The following is a 16,940-nucleotide window of genomic DNA, read 5'->3' on the forward strand; positions in this document are numbered from 1 at the left end:
ACAAACATGGACGCATCCAAACTCATCAAATCAGTGCTAGACCCTTTAGTGGACGACCGCGTGTATCCATTAAAAATACCAGAGACCGCAGCTGCTACCGTCAAAGGCAAACCATACATTGTCTACACACCGATAACTTCTATCGACGTTACTACCACCGATGGACACACTGGGCACGAGCGTGTGTCTATCCAAATCGATGTGTACGCCACTACTTATGGCGAAGCTAACGATACAATGAAAATGGCACTGCAACGAATCAGTGAAAACATCGAAGGTGCCGCTTTTAATGGTCGAGGTCCCCTCCCTGACCCTGATCTCTACCGCCAGACCACAGATATCCGCATCTGGGGTACTATTTTTTAATCAAACAAAAGGAATGCCGTTATGGCCAAAGAAGACATCGTCGACAGCTTCTATCGATTAAATATCGACTTAGATGGTACTGGCACTACATTTACCAAGATTTCACTCTTGCAAGAGTGTGCGCCGCCAACCGCTGAGAAGACCAGCGACACGATCACCGCAACTGATGACCAAGAAGAGGTCGAAGTCGTTGTAGATTTTAAGAAAAACTCACAGATTGATTTTGAAATCGTCTATGACCCAACCGACCCTACTCACCAAAAGCTTGATGAGATGTGGGAAAGCAACAGTTATGCAGATTTTGAGTACGAGTTTGTCAAACTCATGCGCACGAAAGCTTTTACCGGACAGCTTATGAAATGGAAAGAGATGACCGATAAAGAGAAAAAACTGCGCATGCAAGGCACACTGACCGTCTCAAATATCAACGCAACCACTGTATAAGCATTACTAAATGAAGCTGACAGCACTGTTGGCTTCACTCTCATCAACTATTGAAAACTTAGGATAATAAAATGTCAAAAAAACTAACTGCTGCCCTTATCACTGCTAGCGTCGCTGAACTACCATCTGGCTATATTACTATGCCCCATCCTCATTTGGATGGTGATATCAATGTAAAAATCCATACGGTCGCTGAACGTGAAGAGTTTGAAAGAAAAGCATACTACTCTGACAGCGAACTTAAGCAATACCCACAGCGCGCAGTCACCTTTGCTTATGCTGTCGTAGATGATAAAGGTGAACGCTTATTTACTGACGAACAGATTCCAGAAATTAGCAAATGGCCAGCATATATCACGGTACCGGTGCATCAGAAATACAACGAGCTCAACAATATCGGTCCCGAAAAAATTGAGGCTGCCGCAAAAAACTCTTAAGCCGTCCCAATCGACGCTTCCTGTTTAAACTTGCTTTGCAGCTTGGCATGACAGTAGCTGAGCTATCAGCCAAGCTATCAAACGATGAGCTGATTGAATGGATGGCTTATTATAGCTTTGACCCGTGGGGTGGCTACCGTAGTGACGTACAAACTGCCAGATTAGAAGCCGCATCCACTGGTTATAGAGGCAACTTGTCAGAGATACTGGCTTTTGAGCCTGATCCACTACCACCCGACGAAATAAAGCGTCGAGAACAGATAGCACAAATCGCCAAATTGGAGCGACAAACTGCTCAGATGGCAGCAATGTTTGACGATATCGAATAAATAGTATAAATTGGGCACGAAAAAACCGACTGCTGAAACAGTCGGCTTTTTTGTAAAACATTATTAAAGACTGCTGGTACAGTCTTTTTTAAGATTAACGTTTGCTATCTGGCGTTCTATTTGTTCTAACCCAACTATTTCCTGGCGTTGTAGTTGGGGGAAGTCTTTGATTATCTCTAACTGTGGAATGGTTGTCTTTAAGACCACCACGAGGACCTACTTCTTGATAAATACCACCATCTTTACCAGTATTTTGACCCGGTTTATACGTTTTTGTCATACTCTGAACCTCTAAATAACACTGGGATATTCCAGCAACACTTAGATGGTGATAAGACAACAAATATTCAACCTCGAAATACAAATTTTTATCAAAAATTAAGTAGTTTTGAGTTATCGATATCAACCTAAAAGCCCTATCAGAAATGATGGGGCTTTTTTAGTGGCCAACGACTACTTTGTTTAACCTTACTACGAAATTGCTCAACCTTTGCTGATAGGCTATAGTGTATTTTTATTTAGCTTATATATGAAGGATAGCAAATGAAAAGCCTCTTACTAATGTTTGCCACAGCGCTAGTTTTCTACAGTGGCGGCGCTTCGGCAAAATTGCCTATCAAAGAAATCAATGTTGACTGCAACAATGTAAAATTGAGCATTAATACGGTCATGAATGACCGTTTTAATTTTGGTGCGTATTGGAATGAACCAACTGCTTTCCCAGATCCACCAAAGTATATAGAAGTCGGCGATTCAATAAGAAGCAATACCACCCATTTTAAATTCAACTGCCCTAATTTTTCGGTATCTTATGATGGGAATATTGCCGAGATAAAAGCAAATAGCTACGAGGAAGTGCTAAATCATATTAGCGAATATGATCGAGATCTTAATTTATATTTCCATGGCTGGTATAAATATCCAAACATAAAGAAAGGATTTACTAGCATTAACTATTCTTTTGATATTAAAAGCTTTGATTTGAAAACAAATATTTATAAAGCAGATGAAGGTAGAGACATTAGTGAAGACATTAAGTTTTTTCAAATTCCAAAGTCAGCAATTATAGGGTATAAAACAGATAGTAGCCAAATGAAGCCTTTGTTGTATGATAGAAAAGTTGCTTATTATAAAGATGATATGCAAGACGCAGATGTTATCGATATATTTCACAAAAATAATGATGATAAGTTCAAACTTGATGAAGTCATTCAGAGAATCTATATAGATAAACCAAAAGGTTTAATTCGTATCTATAGGAATTATACTTTTCCTAAGAGCTGACTATGAAATATTCACCTAAGCAGAAGCTACCTTCGCAACAGCTTAATTGGGCGCAAATATGGGTAAACGATCTCATAGAGCACAACCAATGGGTCTCATGCACCACTCCGCCTTATGGCTATTATGTGTATTTAAATTTAGACACAGTATGAGAAATACTCAACAAACCAACCTCTAAATGATTTGAAACCGAACCAGATCAAGCCCTATCAGAAATGATGGGGCTTTTTTTATGGAGATATAAAATGGCAGTTTTATCCCGTCTTGAAATTATTTTGGCTGCCAACTCTGCCAGTTTTAATCAATCTATCGCTGATGCCCGCTCACAGACAAAAATCGCATTCAGTGATATGCGCGAATATGCGAATAAAATGGGCCCTGCTGTTAGTGCATCTATTGGTGCCGCAGCCGCAGCGACCACTGCACTTGTCGTAGAGCAAGTCACACTGGCAAATGAACTACAACATACTGCCAATGTCGCCAATTCATCTATCAAAGAAATCCAGCGCTATACCGTCGGCGCTAAAAAAATGGGCATCGAACAAGATGCACTAGGCGCAATATTTCAAGACACGTCAGACAAGATAGGTGACTTTTTATCAAGTGGCGGCGGCGGTATGGCCGACTTTTTTGAAAACATCGCACCGCAAATCGGCGTCACTGCTGAGCAATTCAGAGAACTATCAGGACCACAAGCACTACAGCTATACTATGACAACCTAGAACGCGCCAATCTCAGTCAAAATGAGATGACTTTTTATATGGAAGCGATGGCTAGTGACGCAACAACCTTAATACCACTACTAGCCGATGGCGGTGCAGGATTTGACGTTTGGGCAGATGCTGCTGCAAACGCCGGTGCTGTCATGGATGCAGAAACTATAAGGGCGACTAAAGAGTTACAAGCAACAGTTGATTTATTAGAGCTGTCCGTAGACGGTGCTAAAACACAGTTTGTCGCTGGTTTTATTCCTGTATTGTCAGATGCCGCTGGTGAGCTAGTTGGCACTGCTGATGCCGCTGATGCAGCACGCATTGCAGGACATAATTTTGGTCAAATGCTAAAGTCTGTCTCAAAAATTGGTGTAGGTGCGGTTACTGTATTTGAAACTATTGGCACAGCAATTGGCGGCTTTGCTGCTGGTGTTGCGCAGTTAGGCAATGGCGTTGATTGGGATAGCCCGTTCGCATTTTTTCAGATGGGCCAAAACTTCTTAGAAAATAATCGATCTGCTGCCCAAATCTTTGCAGAGATTCCAGGTGATATATCAAACATCTGGCTAAAATCTGCTGATCAATTAAACCGTATAGATAAGTTAGGTACCGGTACAGCAAGTCAGACAATTAGCTCAGTTGTGCAGTTAAACGAGCGCCAGGCTAATCTAAATCGAACACTTGGCATCACAGGTCAGCAGTATCAAGCCCAACAAGAAGCTGCTGAAGCCGCTGCCAAGTCTGCTGAGAAAGCCGCGAATTCAACTGTGAAAAGTATTCAGGCTCAAGCAGTAAATAGCAAAGTGTTGGCCCAAGCAAAACAGTTTAGTTATGGCAACTTAGAGCAACAATACGGCCTACCAACTGGATTATTATCAGCCGTGAGTATGCAAGAATCACGTGGTAATGCCAATGCTCGTAGCCCAGTTGGTGCATCTGGCGCATTCCAGTTTATGCCAGGCACTGCTGACCGATTTGGCATAAGAGGTCAAGAGTCAAACGTTGGCAAATCTGCTGAAGCAGCTGCTAAATATCTTAGCTTCTTGATGAATAAGTTCGGCTCTGTTGATCTTGCACTCGCAGGTTACAATGCTGGCGAAGGAAATGTCGCTAAGTATGGCAATAAAATCCCACCATTCAAAGAGACTCAAAACTACGTCAAGAAAGTGAATGCATATCTTGCATTCATGAAAGGTGGTTTGGACGGTAGCGTTAATATAGCTGGAAACATCTCATCACAAACCTCATTGATGGAACGACAAGCTGCTGAACAATTACGCATTCTTGAGCAGCAAGCTCAACAACGTGAAGCTATTCGCTTAGAGTATGCCAATCAAGCGACGCGCATTGAGATGCAACTTGCTGACAAAATCGAAAAGATTAATGCCAGTGGCTTTAATGAAGATGAACGCATTGCCTTCGTTGAAGACGCAAAACAACGTGCAGCTATTGAACTAGCAAACTACGAAGACACACAAGCTAAAAAGTTAGCTTCTTTTGGTGACTTTGCGAGGTCTGAACGCGAAATCATTGCTCAAAATGCAATGTATCGAGCAACTGAAGTTATCCGTGATACTGAGTTGACAGAGGATTCCCGTAATCAAGCTTTAGCTTTAATTAAACAAAAGGCCCAATACGAGCTCAATCAGCTTGAATTAAATCATGATCGTGAGATGCAGTACGCACAGCAAGCTGAGCAAACTGATGCAGACCGTATCCGTAATCAGTATGCGCTTGAACGCCGCGAAATCCAATTAACAATCAATATGGATGAGCAGCTGCGCAAAGCTAAAATTGATGCACTCAATCAAGCTGAGCAATTTGCACTTGATGAACGTCGCTATGCGTTTGAGACTGAGTTGCGTCAGTTAACTAGTATTGGCCAATCAGACTTAAGAAGCTTACGTCAGTATTATGCTGAAGAGCGACGCGTAATTGATACGCGCACTGATCTTGACAGTAACCAAAAGTCGAACCTGCGTAATGCTTTGGCAGGTGCTGAAATATACAATGTCCGAGAATTGCAGAAAGGCCCACGTGACGCTATCAACGGCCAACAAGCCGCAATGAATGGCACTGGTGAAAGCTACGATTTAGCACAACAGTATCAAGGTCGTCTCGATGTCATACAAGATGCGCTCGATGCTGAAGTCATCGCCGTTGAGCAAGCTGAACAAGCTAAATATGCGGCACGTTACGAGTTTGAAGCAGCCGCAACCCAGTTAACACTGTCACAAGCAGAAGCGACAGCTGGTGGCCTAGCAGCATCATTTAAAACCATGCTAGGTGAACAAAACACAGCTTATAAAATGCTATTTGCAGGCCAACAAGCTTTTGTCATGGCATCTGCTGGTCTTAATATGTGGGATGCTTACGGTGATGCGATGGCTGAAGGCGCAACAATGAGCCAAAAGTTTGCTGCTGCTGCGACCATCGCCACTGAGTTTGGACGTATCATTACTGCTGCATCATCAATGACGCTAGAACTGCCTGGTTATCAAACGGGTGGTTATACAGGAGACGCACCAGAAGACCAGATTGTCGGCTATGTTCATGGTCGAGAACACGTTAGTGATGCAGCTACTACTAAACGCTATCGTCCAGAGCTTGAGGCGATGAGCAATGGAACGTATGAGCGGCCTACCCCATCAACCGGCAACATTAATGTGAATGTCACAGTGACTGGCGATGGTCGGTCGTCAGTTGAATCTGATCAGCAAAGAGGTCGTGAGTTTGGTAATGTAATATCTGCTGCTATACAACAGCAAATAGCCAAAGAAATGCGTCAAGGCGGATTGCTATATGGACGTTAACAACAAAAGTCGATATGATAATAATTTGCTCACTTAGAGGTTATTATGAAACGAGTACTATTCGCTGTGTTTGCTGTGGCCACACTGAGCGCATGCTCCACCAAACCAACAACCTCATCAGTTGCGGTTGCGCCTATGCTATATAGCACCGCAACCGCTGAATCTGCTACAGTCGTTGTTACGCGCGATAGTGGCTTTCTTGGATCGGCGTGCAACACATACATATTTGTTGATGGTAAACAGACAGCGAGCTTAAGACCGTCTGAATCAGCGACACTCCATGTGCCAAGCGGTAGACATATCTTGTCGTTTGATACTTCACGTGGATTGTGCCCATCTGCCACTGACGCCGTTGATGTTACACTTAATAAAGGTGATATTAAGAACTATCGCATACGTGGCGATATGAATGGCAACTTTCAGCTACTACCAACACTCTAAACTATTTCAAACTAACCATAAGCCCACTATTCAGTGGGCTTTTTAGTGGGTGATTATAATGGCAATAAAGACATTTACCTGGCAGATGGACATGGGCGCAACGCCCACCACACAATATAAGGTCAATAAAACCCAGTTTGGTGATGGTTACGCACAACTCTCATCGTTTGGAATCAATAACAAAACTAGAAACTGGTCAGGTACCAAAACTGGTCAGATTGATAATGTTATTAAGCCCATTATGAATTTTATCGATGAGCATGCTGGTGTGATCCCTTTTCTATGGACAGACCCCTTTGGCGACACCAAGCAATACACCTGTAGCAGCTATTCAACACCGCAGCGCAAAGGCGACTACTGGCAAATATCACTTAATTTTGAACAATTTATGAGCGTTTAGGAGATAGTATGACTATTCAAGTTCCAAATCCTGGCACAGGTAACGGTGCGACTGGCGATAATGAGTTTTTGCTGTGGAGCAAGGTTAAGACTAACTTTGAAGATCAGAGTCATGCAGCAAGCCGTTCGGTTGGTGAGTCATCTGGCAACGTAATGCAAGTTGGAGCATTTGGTTGGGGCGCGCTTGGCGGTGTAATTAATTACGACTTATCTATACCCATTCAGCAAGTAAAGAACGGTTTTTTCCGCTACTCAACAGGTGCTACATCAGTACCAAGCAAAATGGGGCAATATGACAACTTCGGTATAAAGTTGACAAAGCAGACGTCAGAAGTGGGCGCTGCAATCTACTTGCCGTATTACACTGCATCAACTAATCAAATCTGCATAAGATCGTTTTATCAAGATATTTACAGCGATTTTTACTTATACACAGACCGAAATACAACTAAAGATAGTAACGGGTTTATTAAAGCAGCTAGCCCAATCGTTAAAGTATTTGCTGATAAAGTAGAGCTAAACAGTGATGCTGAAAGTCAAAATATCACGTACACCAAGAACGATGTTGGCGACTACACAATCACAACTATCAGCGGCTTATCAACGGATGGCTGGTATATCGAGCTACCAAAAGACATCAACGGAAACCCTAAAGTCGCAGTAACGCTCGTTGAGACTAATGGTGTTATCACGCTCAAATCGTACAAACGCATCTTTAGTATGACAACATTTACGTTTGAGCCTGATCTAGACGAGCCGCTTGATATTCCAGATGGTCGTTGGATTGATTTGCGACTAAATGAAATACCAATAACTGACTCCGTAACACTTGAGCCGATAGTGCCCGATAGCGAGGTGTAATCATGCTCGAATCAGACCTACAAAAACTATCAGTCACAGGGCTTGTCACACTTTATGAACTTGATGCTACAAAGCTTGGCGCTGGTATCATGCGATGGCATGGTCATGTGAGCTATGAGGATTGGCAGTATCTCTTTAAATTTGCTAGTAAGACTGAATTTGCAAGTAGCACGTACAAAGTCGCAAATACGGGCACAGAGGATATTATTAGGCGCGATATCATTTGGCAGGGCAACGTCTACAACCCAATCCCAATCCAATCAGACGGTTTAGAGATGCGCGGCGATGGTCGTGCGTCAACGCCAAGCCTTGTACTGGCAAACAACATCGACGGTATTCAAGGTGCAATCAGTGCCATGTGCCTACAATTTGATGATTTTGCAGGCGCAAAACTAACTGTCATAAACACACTTGCAAAATACTTAGATGCTGCAAACTTTACCGATGGCAATCCACAAGCCGCTAATGAGTATCGCAAACAGCTTTGGTACGTTGAGCAAAAAACGTCTGAGAACGCCAGTGCAGTAACTTTTGAGCTATCAAACCCTATCGATTTTGAAGGTGCACGCATCCCTACTCGTGAGATCACATCATATTGCCATTGGGCAGTACATGGACGCTATCGTGGTGAGGAATGCGGCTATACAGGTACAGCTATGTTTACCGAAGATGGTACGCCTACTGATGATCCATCAAAAGATAAATGCGGTGGCAGGCTAAGCGATTGTCGTCTGCGCTTCGGCGATAACAACCCGCTACCATTTGGCGGTTTTCCAAGCTCATCACTCATATCAGGATAACCCATGCTAACCAATTCTATAAAAGCTGCGATTATCGCTCATGCTAATGCTGAATATCCGCGTGAGTCATGCGGTGTAATTATTGGCAAAGAGTATATCCCCTGCACCAACATAGCAGCCAGCCATGCTCAGTTTGAGATATGCCCGATGGACCTGATTGGCGCATCCAAAGAAGGTAAGATTAAAGCTTATGTTCATAGTCATCCTGATGGCAGCACAAACCCAAGTATGCCAGACCGCGTACAGATGAATTTGCATGGTAAGCCTTGGATTATCACCAATGGCATCGACGTTGAGCTGCATAAGCCTGACGGCTATCAAGCGCCGTTATTGGGCCGTGAGTACCATCATGGCCTAATGGACTGCTACACACTCGTTAAAGACTACTATCAGCGCGAGCTTGGTATAACGCTGAGCGACTATCACCGTGATGACGTATGGTGGGAATCAGCAGACAGTGAGCCTTTATATCTTGATAACTTTAGAGCTGAGGGTTTTGTTGAGGTCGATACCATCCAAAAACATGACTTGATACTTTGTCGCCTAGGTCGCACTGTCCATGTGAACCACGCGATAGTCTTTATCGGTGACGGCTCACTCAAATCTGAGCGTACAGACGATGTTATCGGTGATAGCTTAGTGTTACATCACCCCTATAACCGTGAGTCTCTACGCGAAATATACGGTGAGCAATGGCAACGCCGCGCAGCAATTATCATCAGGCATAAATCACTAATTAAATAACACAAGTCGCTTAAATTAGCGGCTTTTTTATAGGCGCAATTTATGAAAACCATTCATCTTCATGGCGTACTTGCTGATAAATTTGGTGAGTTTTTCAAGCTCGATGTTATGTCAGCAGCCGAGGCAACACATGCTATTGCTTGCCAATTACCTGAATTTAAAATGTTTATGTTAAAAGCTGAGCAAGACGGTATGCGCTTTGCTGTGTTTTTAGATGAGCAGACTGAGCAAGGCAATATTGGCGAAAAAGAGATAGGTAATGCTACGTCTGCAAGCGTTATTCATATTGTGCCAAAGATTATGGGCGCAGGCGGTGATGCGTTTGGGTGGTTGCAAGTAGTAGCTGGTGCAATCTTAGTAGGTGTCGGCGTTTTTGTACCTGGTATGCAGTGGGCCATTGGTGCAGGTGTCGGCTTAATGGTTGGCGGCGCAGCATCACTACTCATGCCTACGCCTGAGCTTGGCAACCAAGACGAAGATGGCAATAGGGCAAACTACGGCTTTGGCGGCGCAGTCACAACCGTAGCGCAGGGCAATGTAGTGGGCTTGCCATACGGTGAGCGTACGGTTGGCGGGGCAATCGGTAGTGCAGGTATCTACACAGAGGACAATCAATAATGACTATAAAGTGGCGAAATGATGGCTCAGGACTAGGCGATGGTGTTAATGGGCTTGTGGTTCATGATTGTGTTTATCGAAAGCCAATTAAAGGCGCAAAAGCAGGTTCGGGCGAATCACGCAAGCCGTCTATCGCTAAAGACTCAGTGGCAAGCACCAGTACCGCTAAAATATTGTACATTCTAGGCGAAGGTGAGATTGCAGGTCTAGTCAATGGCGGTAAATCAATCTATCTCGATGGTACGCCGCTGCTCGATGACGCAGGTAACTCAAATTTTGATGGTGTGACTTGGGATTTTCGTACAGGCACTAATGAGCAGGAATATATCAAGGGCTTTCCTGATGTATCTAACGAGACGCCTATTAACATTGAATTGCGTAGTGATAACCCATGGATCAAAGCGTTTACAGATACTCAGTTATCAGCCGTTCGCATCCGTTTTAAGTGGAATCGCTTGTCAAAAACCGACCCTAATAGCGGTGATGTGAAAGGCTATAAAGTCCAATACGCGATTGATTTACAAACGAATGGCGGTGCTTACGTCGAAGTGCTTAACACTAAGATTGAGGACAAGACCAGCGCAGGTTACGAGCGCACACACCGTATTGATTTGCCAAAATCTACAACAGGTTGGCAGATACGTGTGCGTCGCTTAACAGCTAATGATTCAAGCGAATATGTGCAAGATGATATGTTTATCGATGCCGTTGCTGAGGTTATTGATGTAAAGCTGCGGTACCCAAACACTGCTCTACTCGGCTTGCAGTATAACGCTGAGACATTTAGCGGTATTGCAAAGATGGCAGCTCGCATACGCGGCATGATTATTCGTGTGCCAAGCAACTATGATGCGGTTGCTCGTACTTATACTGGTATTTGGGATGGTACATTTAAAGATGCTTATAGCAATAATCCTGCATGGGTGTACTTTGATTTGTGCACTCAGTGGCGTTACGGTCTAGGTGAGCGTTTAGATTTAACGATGATTGATAAGTGGTCACTATATGCGCTTGGTCAATATTGCGATCAGATGGTATCGAACGGTCAAGGCGGTTTAGAGCCACGGTTTACGTGTAACGTCTATCTACAAAAACAAGCTGACGCCTATCAAGTGCTGTCCAACATTGCTGGTATATTCCGAGCCATGAGTTACTGGAATGGTCAGCAAGTTGTACTTGATGCAGATGTGCCACAGGACCCTGTTTATACATTCTCCCGCGCCAATGTCATCGATGGTAATTTTGAATATACCGGCACACGAGCACGTGACCGACACACACTAGCAAAAGTCGCTTGGGATAATCCGCTTAATGGTTTTGAGACCGAGTACGAGTATATCCGTGACGAAAAAGCAATGGCCAAATTCGGCGTTAAAGTGCTCGATTTGGCTGCATTTGGCTGCACCAGTCAGGCACAAGCTCAACGTGCAGGACTTTGGGCACTTAAAACTGAGCAGTTAGAGACACGCCAAGTATCGTTTGGTGTCGGATTAGACGGCTTTATCCCGCAAGTCGGCAATATCATCAATGTGTCAGATGAGTTGTTTGCAGGACGTGCCAACGGCGGCCGTGTGTCAGCTGTCAGCGACGCTCAGTACGTTGTAACCGTTGATCGTGATATTGTGGCCAACGCTGGTGACATACTTATTGTTAATGGCGGCGGCGGACAGTCAGAACGCCGCACGATTAAATCAGTTTCTGGTCGTAAGATAACGCTTAATGCAGCATTTACAGCAGCAGAAGCCGAGAACGTATGGGCAATTGAAACGACCGATTTAAAGCTGATGCGCTTTCGTGTCATGAACAGTAAGCAGAATGATGATGCAACTTTTAGTATTACAGCAATACAACATGAGCCACAAAAGTATGATGTGATTGATTATGGTACAGACGTTCAGCCAACCAATATCACTATCGTCAATCCTGATGTGGTTGATGCGCCAACCAGTGTAACAATCACCAGCCGTCACCGTGTCGTACAAGGCCAAACAGTCACAACGCTGGTCATTGGCTGGTCGCAAGTCAAAGATGCGGTCGCTTATGATGTGGAATGGCGCAAAGACGATGGGTCATGGATTAAATTACCACGCACTGGCAACGTGTCAGTAGAAATTGAGGGCGTATATAGCGGTAACTATCTAGCACGAGTGCGTGCGGTATCAGCCTTTGATGTGCAATCACAGCCTACAACGTCATTACTAACAGCTATACAGGGCAAAGTTGGTCTGCCACCTACCATAATTGGCTTAACAGCAACAGGCGTGTTGTTTGGCATGGAATTGAAATGGGGCTTTGGTACAGGTTCAGGCGATGCCGCTTATACTGAAATTGAAACAGGCAGCGCACCCAATACTAACGTCAAATTATTAGGTCAGTACAGCTATCCAACAAACACACATACGGTCACAGGTTTGCAAGGCAACTTGTCACAGTCTTATCGTGCGCGTTTGGTTGATAAGCTAGGCTTTAAGTCTGCATGGTCAGCATGGGTAACAGGTACGACTGATGCAAGTGCCGATAAAGTCATGAACTTGATACAAGGTCAGATTGACGAGTCCTCACTCAACGCCAGTCTTACCAGTAAAATCGGTAAAATTAGCGAGAATGAGGATGCAATCGGACAAGAAACAGCAGACCGCATACAAGATATTATTGATGCAAATGAGCGTATTGATGGCGTTATAGAAAGTGCTGATGTTGAGTACTACTTGTCTAGCAATGCAACAACACCTACGGGCGGCACATGGCAGACCACAGCGCCAGTATGGCAACAGTCGAAGTATATGTTCAGCCGTACCAAACTGAAAGGCGCAGATGGTGCTATAACTTACAAGCCCAGTGTTAACGGTACGAACATCACAGGAGCAAAAGGCGATAGCGGTGCTAGTGGTGCAAAAGGCGAAATAGGTCAAGGTATTGACAGTATTGTTGAGCAATACGGAGTTAGTCAGTCAGAATCTACTGTACCGACAACTTGGACAGCCAGTGCGCCAATAGTCAATAAGGGCGACTATGTATGGACACGTAGCAAGATAACGTATAAAAACCCCACCAAGGTTGAATACAGCACACCCATCGTCAGCCCTGCATGGTTTGCTATATCAGAATTTAATACTGAGTTTATCGACTTTCAAGAAGATACTGGCGATGAGTTTCAAGCTCAAGGTGAAAAGCTAGAGGGTATTATTTCTGACTATAAACCGCGCTACGCTGACGCATCGAAGTACGCAAACGCCAGTCGCTCAACGAATTGGACGTACTGGAAAACCGTTTCTCGTGATAATTATGCGGCTAATGAGCGCATTACTAATTTGCAATCCGAGGTTGCAACTAGCAATGCTCAGTTGGTCCAACGCATCGAGACGGAGGCCACGGCAACCAGTGCGTTAGCTCGTGAAGTCACTACACTTGAAGCTACAGTTGGCGGTAACACAGCGTCACTACGGGAAACAAAGCAAGTCGTTGACGGCATTAAAGGTGAGTACACCTTAAAGTTAGATGTCGGCGGCAAGGTTGCTGGTTATGGACTTGTTAATAATGCTGGTCAGCCTTCCGCTTTTGATATACGAGCTGACATGTTCTCAGTATCAGCTCCAGTCGGTAAGCCTAATGACGTAAGTGGCACAAGTCCTTGGATGGTACTGACTACGCCACAAGTTATTGATGGCGTAACCGTACCTGCTGGCGCTTATGCGCGTAACTTTTACGCACCTCGTGCATCGATCGATACGATACAAATTAAAGATGCGGCTATTAAATCAGCTCAAATTGATAACTTAGCAGTAACTAGCGCAAAAATTGGAGATGCGCAAGTTGACACACTAAAGATAAAGAAAGATTCGGTTATTGTGCCTAGAGTGCAGACCTTTTCTGGCAATGTGGATCTCATTGGTTCTGACGCTGCCACGGGCTATACTTTTGGTAGCATATCTTTAGACCCTGAAGGCGGTAATGTTTCTATTCAGGTTACTTTCGCTAGGGTTGGTCTAATTAGAGGTACCGGAGGTAGTAGTATAAACGGAGCAATTGTCTTTGAGGTTCTTAGGGACGGTAGTACAGTTGTGGGTAGCTTTTCAAGAAATGTTGATGCTGATACCTACTTTGACATGGCGACAATCCCTACTATGGTTGATTCAAATATATCTGGCACTCACACCTACAGCGTTAGGGTTAGACATAACAGTACTAGAGGGAATACGACTTTGTACTTTAGGGAAGACCGTTCTATACACGTAATGGGAGCTAAGCGATAGTGATTTTATATATATACTCAAAAGATAGCGGCATTTATCTGTACCGAGACAATGGTAATGTTGACGGAGCTTTATATGACATGGGTGATGATAAAGATTTCACGCTCACACCGCCGCCCGACTATGACCAGTCGTGGTACTGGGTAGACAACAAATGGACAACCGACCCCGCCAACTAAGGCGGTTTTTTTACGACAGAATTTGAGGGCGTCATGGATATAAAACAAACACTACTAAAGATGTTTTTATTTAACAAATGGCTGTGCAATTCAGGGTCAGCCATCAAAACAAGTAGAAAACTCGTAAAGTTAAAGCGGTATTTAGCAATCAGTATTACATTTGCTGAAGTGATTAACGCTCTATTCATACTAACTTTCAGCCTTGTTTTTATCTGCAATAAGGCTTTCGGTACTGGCGGATTAGCAATGCCCAGCTATAGGGTTTTTGACTCAGTATCTATTTGGTGGTTTGTAGGATTTTTCGTTTTAGGTGTCCTACAGGTAATAGCAATGCTAGTGCCATCACTAAGAGCAGTCAAAGCGAGTGGACTTTGTCAGATAGCTTCATCATTGGCGTGGGGTGTGATCACAGGCGCTTACTACGCTGCCCAACACGGCATGATAACACCAGCAACAGTCGTCTTTGGCATATGGGCAGCAGCCATGTTTTTCACAGGTAATAAGATCATCAAGCGAGCGATTTTAAAAGAGCGAGTCACTACTAAGGAGGCGTAATGAGCTTGGTATCAGAGGTCGTAACCTCATTCACTCCACAAGTAATATTTGGCATGTTTGGCGGTTTTGTTGGCGGTATTTATGGCATCAACAAAAAGGGCTATGACGTAAAAGTATCAATAATTCTAATTTTCACAGCGATCGTAGCGGGTAGCGCGATCGCTGAGGTGCTGCAAAAGAAATTCGGTCTGACTTACTTACTACCGCTTTGCTTAATATCAATTCCAGCAGGTGCGTTTTCTGGTTACTTGCTTGTTGCACTAGATATTGTGAGTCCAAAATTTGCAGCTCAAGTTGCGGATAAAATCGGTGAGAAGGTGGTTGAAAATATAGATAAATAATAAATCACATTAATCACAGCCTCAATCTGGGGGCTTTTTTAATGTCTAAAATAAGGTAAATAACATGAGCATCTATGACATGATTTTTGATAGATTAATGGATCATGAAGGTGGTTACGTCAACCATCCCAATGACCCTGGCGGCGAAACTATGTATGGTGTGACCAAGCGTGTTGCGAACGCACACGGCTATTGGGGTGATATGCGAAAGCTACCCAAGTCACTTGCCAAGCAAATCACTGAGAAGTCATACTATAAAGCGGTTAAAGGCGATCAACTAGATAGACTAATTGCATGGCAACTAACCGACGCTGCATATAATCACGGTAATCGCCAAGCTGTTAAATTCTTGCAGCGTGCAGTCGGTGCCAGTGATGATGGTTTGATTGGTCCACGCACATTGGCGGCCGTTGCAGCTATGGATAAGAATGATGTGGTATTATTGTTCAATGCTGAGCGCCTAGAGTTCTTTACTAATTTAAGAATATGGCAGACTTTCGGTAAAGGTTGGGCTCGTCGAATTGTCAAAAATCTACGTTATGCAGCAGCAGATAATTGAAAATTATCTGACGAGATTAAATAGCTATTTTGCAACATTTGATCTCGTTAGGGTTTGATAGTTAGTAAAATTCAAACCCTATATGTTTTGATGGTATGCGCGTATCATTGCTATAGATAAATTCGTAAGTTTAAAACCAATATTCTGGTTTGTTATATTTATATCTTTAATGTCTGAATCCCAACAATCCTCTAGACTTACTCCTATAGCACAGTTATTAACAGTTAGATCCTCTATTTTTAGATTGTATGAGTTGGATGCTTCTACTCCAACGTCAAACCCGATAACTCTTACTCCTGTTATTTCGCATCCTATCGTATTGGTTAATGTGATTGCACCACTACACATTTATGTAGCTCCTAGTAATGTCGTTAGATAAACAATATATGGGGCTAATAAAGGGGCTAACGCACCTTGAATTGTAATCCAGTTGCTAAGCAAGCCCATCAGCCCAATAATAGATGTTACTGAAGATTGTTCTTCATTTATTAAAACTGATATCTTGTTTAAAATATCGCTTTTGTAATTGTTGCCAGTTTCACAGTTAACTGAATTGTCTTGAATATTTGCTATGGCTGCTCTCATTTTTTCAAACTGTTCTGTTGAGTCTTTAATTGATATTCTAATATCTTCGATTTCATTATCAAAAGTCTCTTCCATTTCGATAGCTATACCATCCTTGCCGTCAATATCAATTGATCCATTAGAAAGTTTGTTTCGTCCACCGCGCTTTATTACTATACCTTTAGACATTATTGCATACTCATTTATTTTGTAGATATAAGATTAGCACTTTAAACGGT

Annotated in this window: 20 protein-coding genes; 17 read left to right on the forward strand and 3 right to left on the reverse strand. The window is 43.4% G+C overall.

Annotated elements, in window-relative coordinates:
• Positions 1-6: 6 nt before the first annotated feature.
• The 4 genes from gp17 to JMX63_RS04350 all read left to right on the forward strand — a co-directional run bounded on the left by gp17 (position 7) and on the right by JMX63_RS04350 (position 1,576).
• Positions 7-366 (forward strand): tail completion protein gp17, encoded by a 360-nt coding sequence (gene gp17, locus JMX63_RS04335; protein ID WP_201571189.1) that lies wholly within the window; start codon positions 7-9, stop codon positions 364-366.
• Positions 367-387: 21 nt separating this feature from the next.
• Positions 388-810, forward strand: coding sequence for a hypothetical protein (locus JMX63_RS04340; protein ID WP_201571190.1), 423 nt, complete (start codon positions 388-390; stop codon positions 808-810).
• Between the two features lie 71 nt (positions 811-881).
• Entirely contained in the window at positions 882-1,247 is a 366-nt protein-coding gene (locus JMX63_RS04345; protein WP_201571191.1) for a hypothetical protein, read from the forward strand.
• 47 nt (positions 1,248-1,294) lie between these two features.
• Complete coding sequence (locus tag JMX63_RS04350; RefSeq protein ID WP_201571192.1) at positions 1,295-1,576, forward strand: phage tail assembly protein T; 282 nt, start codon at positions 1,295-1,297, stop codon at positions 1,574-1,576.
• 94 nt (positions 1,577-1,670) lie between these two features.
• Here JMX63_RS04350 and JMX63_RS04355 read toward each other — a convergent pair whose 3' ends face one another.
• Positions 1,671-1,856, reverse strand: coding sequence for a hypothetical protein (locus JMX63_RS04355; RefSeq protein WP_201571193.1), 186 nt, complete (start codon positions 1,854-1,856; stop codon positions 1,671-1,673).
• 263 nt (positions 1,857-2,119) lie between these two features.
• Here JMX63_RS04355 and JMX63_RS04360 point away from each other — a divergent pair, with 263 nt between their 5' ends.
• The 13 genes from JMX63_RS04360 to JMX63_RS04420 all read left to right on the forward strand — a co-directional run bounded on the left by JMX63_RS04360 (position 2,120) and on the right by JMX63_RS04420 (position 16,137).
• Positions 2,120-2,860 carry a hypothetical protein gene (locus tag JMX63_RS04360; RefSeq protein WP_201571194.1) on the forward strand — a complete coding sequence of 247 codons (741 nt, stop codon included), beginning with the start codon at positions 2,120-2,122 and terminating at the stop codon, positions 2,858-2,860.
• Between the two features lie 245 nt (positions 2,861-3,105).
• Positions 3,106-6,387: a transglycosylase SLT domain-containing protein gene (locus tag JMX63_RS04365; RefSeq protein WP_201571197.1), complete on the forward strand. Its 3,282-nt coding sequence runs from the start codon at positions 3,106-3,108 to the stop codon at positions 6,385-6,387.
• Positions 6,388-6,432: 45 nt separating this feature from the next.
• Positions 6,433-6,828: a lipoprotein gene (locus JMX63_RS04370; protein ID WP_201571203.1), complete on the forward strand. Its 396-nt coding sequence runs from the start codon at positions 6,433-6,435 to the stop codon at positions 6,826-6,828.
• Between the two features lie 58 nt (positions 6,829-6,886).
• Positions 6,887-7,228 carry a phage tail protein gene (locus tag JMX63_RS04375; RefSeq protein WP_201571204.1) on the forward strand — a complete coding sequence of 114 codons (342 nt, stop codon included), beginning with the start codon at positions 6,887-6,889 and terminating at the stop codon, positions 7,226-7,228.
• A gap of 8 nt (positions 7,229-7,236) precedes the next feature.
• Entirely contained in the window at positions 7,237-8,088 is an 852-nt protein-coding gene (locus JMX63_RS04380) for a phage tail fiber protein (protein WP_201571205.1), read from the forward strand.
• Positions 8,088-8,888, forward strand: a complete 801-nt coding sequence (locus JMX63_RS04385) for a phage minor tail protein L (RefSeq protein ID WP_201571251.1) — start codon at positions 8,088-8,090, stop codon at positions 8,886-8,888. The genes JMX63_RS04380 and JMX63_RS04385 overlap by 1 nt, the downstream gene beginning before the upstream one ends.
• Before the next feature lie 3 nt (positions 8,889-8,891).
• Positions 8,892-9,632, forward strand: coding sequence for a C40 family peptidase (locus JMX63_RS04390; RefSeq protein ID WP_201571207.1), 741 nt, complete (start codon positions 8,892-8,894; stop codon positions 9,630-9,632).
• A gap of 42 nt (positions 9,633-9,674) precedes the next feature.
• Positions 9,675-10,250, forward strand: coding sequence for a tail assembly protein (locus JMX63_RS04395; protein WP_201571209.1), 576 nt, complete (start codon positions 9,675-9,677; stop codon positions 10,248-10,250).
• Complete coding sequence (locus JMX63_RS04400; protein WP_201571211.1) at positions 10,250-14,503, forward strand: host specificity protein J; 4,254 nt, start codon at positions 10,250-10,252, stop codon at positions 14,501-14,503. The genes JMX63_RS04395 and JMX63_RS04400 overlap by 1 nt, the downstream gene beginning before the upstream one ends.
• A complete protein-coding gene (locus JMX63_RS04405) occupies positions 14,503-14,682 on the forward strand; it encodes a hypothetical protein (protein WP_201571213.1) in 180 nt (59 codons plus the stop codon). The genes JMX63_RS04400 and JMX63_RS04405 overlap by 1 nt, the downstream gene beginning before the upstream one ends.
• Positions 14,683-14,715: 33 nt before the next feature.
• Positions 14,716-15,237 (forward strand): hypothetical protein, encoded by a 522-nt coding sequence (locus JMX63_RS04410; RefSeq protein ID WP_201571215.1) that lies wholly within the window; start codon positions 14,716-14,718, stop codon positions 15,235-15,237.
• Entirely contained in the window at positions 15,237-15,578 is a 342-nt protein-coding gene (locus tag JMX63_RS04415) for a hypothetical protein (RefSeq protein ID WP_201571217.1), read from the forward strand. Before JMX63_RS04410 ends, JMX63_RS04415 begins: the two co-directional genes overlap by 1 nt.
• A gap of 64 nt (positions 15,579-15,642) precedes the next feature.
• Positions 15,643-16,137 (forward strand): glycoside hydrolase family 108 protein, encoded by a 495-nt coding sequence (locus JMX63_RS04420; RefSeq protein ID WP_201571218.1) that lies wholly within the window; start codon positions 15,643-15,645, stop codon positions 16,135-16,137.
• 78 nt (positions 16,138-16,215) lie between these two features.
• Here JMX63_RS04420 and JMX63_RS04425 read toward each other — a convergent pair whose 3' ends face one another.
• Together JMX63_RS04425 and JMX63_RS04430 are read right to left on the reverse strand one after the other, a co-directional pair.
• Entirely contained in the window at positions 16,216-16,485 is a 270-nt protein-coding gene (locus tag JMX63_RS04425) for a NosD domain-containing protein (protein WP_201571220.1), read from the reverse strand.
• The gene (locus tag JMX63_RS04430) at positions 16,486-16,890 is read right to left on the reverse strand and encodes a hypothetical protein (RefSeq protein WP_201571222.1); all 405 of its coding nucleotides are present in this window, start codon (positions 16,888-16,890) and stop codon (positions 16,486-16,488) included.
• Between the last annotated feature and the right edge of the window lie 50 nt (positions 16,891-16,940).

The organism is Psychrobacter nivimaris (genome assembly GCF_904846365.1).
In the GTDB taxonomy this organism is placed as follows: Bacteria; Pseudomonadota; Gammaproteobacteria; order Pseudomonadales; family Moraxellaceae; genus Psychrobacter; species Psychrobacter nivimaris_B.

Bases quoted from the DNA above. Each gene is read 5' to 3' on its own strand.
- JMX63_RS04365 (WP_201571197.1), top strand. From the start codon at position 3,106: ATGGCAGTTTTATCCCGTCTTGAAATTATTTTGGCTGCCAACTCTGCC.
- JMX63_RS04390 (WP_201571207.1), top strand. From the start codon at position 8,892: ATGCTAACCAATTCTATAAAAGCTGCGATTATCGCTCATGCTAATGCT.
- JMX63_RS04370 (WP_201571203.1), top strand. From the start codon at position 6,433: ATGAAACGAGTACTATTCGCTGTGTTTGCTGTGGCCACACTGAGCGCA.
- JMX63_RS04340 (WP_201571190.1), top strand. From the start codon at position 388: ATGGCCAAAGAAGACATCGTCGACAGCTTCTATCGATTAAATATCGAC.
- JMX63_RS04420 (WP_201571218.1), top strand. From the start codon at position 15,643: ATGAGCATCTATGACATGATTTTTGATAGATTAATGGATCATGAAGGT.
- JMX63_RS04410 (WP_201571215.1), top strand. From the start codon at position 14,716: ATGGATATAAAACAAACACTACTAAAGATGTTTTTATTTAACAAATGG.
- JMX63_RS04400 (WP_201571211.1), top strand. From the start codon at position 10,250: ATGACTATAAAGTGGCGAAATGATGGCTCAGGACTAGGCGATGGTGTT.
- JMX63_RS04430 (WP_201571222.1), bottom strand. From the start codon at position 16,890: ATGTCTAAAGGTATAGTAATAAAGCGCGGTGGACGAAACAAACTTTCT.
- JMX63_RS04355 (WP_201571193.1), bottom strand. From the start codon at position 1,856: ATGACAAAAACGTATAAACCGGGTCAAAATACTGGTAAAGATGGTGGT.
- JMX63_RS04375 (WP_201571204.1), top strand. From the start codon at position 6,887: ATGGCAATAAAGACATTTACCTGGCAGATGGACATGGGCGCAACGCCC.
- JMX63_RS04415 (WP_201571217.1), top strand. From the start codon at position 15,237: ATGAGCTTGGTATCAGAGGTCGTAACCTCATTCACTCCACAAGTAATA.
- JMX63_RS04425 (WP_201571220.1), bottom strand. From the start codon at position 16,485: ATGTGTAGTGGTGCAATCACATTAACCAATACGATAGGATGCGAAATA.
- JMX63_RS04350 (WP_201571192.1), top strand. From the start codon at position 1,295: ATGACAGTAGCTGAGCTATCAGCCAAGCTATCAAACGATGAGCTGATT.
- JMX63_RS04380 (WP_201571205.1), top strand. From the start codon at position 7,237: ATGACTATTCAAGTTCCAAATCCTGGCACAGGTAACGGTGCGACTGGC.
- JMX63_RS04395 (WP_201571209.1), top strand. From the start codon at position 9,675: ATGAAAACCATTCATCTTCATGGCGTACTTGCTGATAAATTTGGTGAG.
- JMX63_RS04345 (WP_201571191.1), top strand. From the start codon at position 882: ATGTCAAAAAAACTAACTGCTGCCCTTATCACTGCTAGCGTCGCTGAA.
- JMX63_RS04360 (WP_201571194.1), top strand. From the start codon at position 2,120: ATGAAAAGCCTCTTACTAATGTTTGCCACAGCGCTAGTTTTCTACAGT.
- gp17 (WP_201571189.1), top strand. From the start codon at position 7: ATGGACGCATCCAAACTCATCAAATCAGTGCTAGACCCTTTAGTGGAC.